Here is a 2,697-nt window from a genome sequence, read left to right as displayed (position 1 = left end):
TCGTTACTATCTGAAATTCATCTGTCCAACAAATTGGGTTCAGTTCATTTTGTAGTTAGTTTTCAAAAATCAAACTGGTGCCGGTGACAGGAATCGAACCTGCAACCTACTGGTTACGAGTCAGTTGCTCTACCATTGGAGCTACACCGGCAATTTGGCGGTACGCAGGCGATTCGAACGCCTTACCCCACGCTCCGGAGGCGTGTGCTCTATCCACTTGAGCTAGCGCACCACGTCGCATATATTATTTTACCACTATTTATTTATGAGTGCTATAAATATTTATTTGTCAATGATAATCAATTTTGTTAGAATGTCTACAATAAGAGGTGATCATAATGAAAAAGGGGGTTATTTTAACCGCACTTGGCGGTATTTTTTGGGGATTATCAGGAACAATAGGACAATTTTTGTTTCAAAATTATCATCTTAACACAACATGGTTAACAACCATGCGAATGTTAGGAGCAGGCATTATATTATTGATTATTTGTTTTATTAAAGATAGGAAGAAGTCTATTGCTATTTGGAAACATCAATCAGATGTAATTCAACTTATTTGTTTTTCTATATGTGGTTTAATGTTTTGTCAATATTCATATATGACTGCTATTTATCATTCAAATAGTTCTACGGCAGCTATACTACAATATCTTAATCCAGTATTTATTATGTTATATACATGTCTTGTTTGTAAAAGATTACCTTACAAAAAAGAAATTATTTGTATACTACTTGCCTTTAGTGGAACATTTATTCTTGCCACTCATGGTAATATTCATGAAATGAATATTACTCCTTTGGGATTATTTTGGGGTGTTATGGCTGGTTTATCAGCATCTCTCTATTCGCTATTACCAAGAAATCTTATGAATAGATGGGGAAGTTTAATTCCTATTGGTTATGCTATGTTAATTGGTGGTATTGTTTTAGGTATCATCGGTAAAGTGTGGACTATTCAAGTATCATTAGATTTTATTGGTATCATCGGGGTTCTTGGCATTATCGTTATTGGAACAGCATTGGGATTTTCATTATATCTATTAGGTGTACATTATATTGGGGCTATGCGTGCTTCGCTGATTGGAGCACTTGAACCTGTAAGCGCAACATTTTTTATGTGTGTATGGCTTCACTCTTCATTTACAGTATTTGATTTAATTGGTTTTATTTTAATTCTATCAACAATATTTATCCTAAGTTATAAAAAAGAAGCATAGCTTCTTTTTATTTTCGTTAAGTGAAAAAATAAAGTAATGTCTTGCTTTTTTGTCTATAATCATATGTGTAATCAAGGAGGAAAGATAAATGAATAAAAAACCTGTAAAAATTGTAACAATCGGTGGCGGAAGCAGTTATACACCTGAATTAATGGAAGGATTTATCAAAAGATATGATGAACTTCCTATCAAAGAAATCTGGTTAATTGATATTGAAGATGGTAAAGAAAAATTAGAAATTGTTGGTAAAATGGCTCAACGTATGTGGGATGCTTCCCCTTATGATGTTAAGGTCCATTTAACATTAGATCGTAGAGAAGCTTTAAAAGATGCTGATTTCGTTACCACTCAATTTAGAGTTGGTTTATTAAATGCCCGTATCAAAGATGAAAGAATTCCTTTTAGCTATGGTATGTTAGGTCAAGAAACGAATGGTGCTGGTGGTATGTTTAAAGCTTTAAGAACGATTCCGGTTATCTTATCAATCGTTGAAGATATGAAAGAATTATGTCCTGATGCCTGGCTTATTAACTTCACTAATCCATCTGGAATGGTAACTGAAGCTGTTATGAAATATGGTAAATGGGATAAGGTTATTGGTTTATGTAATGTTCCTGTTGGTGCTATGTTAGATGAACCTAAAACAATTGGTAAAACAATCGATCAGTTAACTTATAAGTTTGCTGGTATCAATCATTTCCATTGGCATAAGGTCTTTGATGAACATGGTCATGAAGTGACTAAAGACATCATTGAAGCCATGTATGAAGGTAAAGATATGGGAATCCCTGCCAATATTCATGATATTCCTTTCTTTAAAGAACAATTACTTCAAATGAATATGATCCCTTGTGGATATCATCGATATTATTATCGTGAACAAGAAATGTTAGAACATGGATTACAAGAATACAATGATCCTGATATGGGAACACGTGGACAACAAGTACAACAAACAGAACATGAATTATTTGAATTATACAAAGATCCAAATCTAGATCATAAACCAGAACAACTAGCAAGACGAGGAGGAGCACATTATTCAGATGCAGCCTGTGAAACAATTGCTTCAATCTACGCTAATAAACTTACTCATATCGTCGTAACAACTAAAAATAATGGTGCCGTACCAGATTTACCAGCAGACTGTGCTGTAGAAGTCTCAGCTTATATTGGATCATCAGGAGCCAGAGCGATTGCCTTTGGTGAATTACAACCAGCACAAAGAGGATGGTTACAATGCATGAAGAACATGGAATTATGTGTTGAAGAAGCAGCTGTAACCGGAGATTATGGACTATTAATGCAAGCATTCATTTTAAATCCACAAACAGTTTCAGGAGGAAATATGAAACGAGTGATGGACGAATTATTAATTGCTCATAAAAAATACTTACCACAATTTGCAGATACGATTGCACGTTTAGAAGCTGAAGGTGTAACTATTAAAGATGACGTTGCTCGTCAATTAACTGAA

Annotated in this window: 2 protein-coding genes and 2 tRNA genes; 2 read left to right on the top strand and 2 right to left on the bottom strand. The window is 34.2% G+C overall.

Annotated elements, in window-relative coordinates; all coding sequences use genetic code 11:
• Positions 1-75: 75 nt before the first annotated feature.
• Positions 76-151, bottom strand: a tRNA-Thr gene (locus tag DWZ53_RS11000).
• A 4-nt stretch (positions 152-155) separates the two neighbouring features.
• Positions 156-232, bottom strand: a tRNA-Arg gene (locus DWZ53_RS10995).
• Between the two features lie 106 nt (positions 233-338).
• On the opposite strand from DWZ53_RS10995, the gene DWZ53_RS10990 reads away from it, so the two are divergent.
• Positions 339-1,220, top strand: a complete 882-nt coding sequence (locus DWZ53_RS10990; protein WP_118434203.1) for a DMT family transporter — start codon at positions 339-341, stop codon at positions 1,218-1,220.
• Positions 1,221-1,308: 88 nt separating this feature from the next.
• The coding region (locus DWZ53_RS10985) for a 6-phospho-beta-glucosidase (RefSeq protein ID WP_147358163.1) at positions 1,309-2,697 on the top strand (1,389 nt) is incomplete at its 3' end.

Source organism: Coprobacillus sp. AF33-1AC (assembly GCF_003475785.1).
In the GTDB taxonomy this organism is placed as follows: domain Bacteria; phylum Bacillota_I; class Bacilli_A; order Erysipelotrichales; family Coprobacillaceae; genus Faecalibacillus.
This window is presented reverse-complemented; position numbering and strand designations above follow the sequence as displayed.

Excerpts from the sequence above, each read along its gene's own strand:
- DWZ53_RS10990 (WP_118434203.1), top strand. The coding sequence starts at position 339 with ATGAAAAAGGGGGTTATTTTAACCGCACTTGGCGGTATTTTTTGGGGA.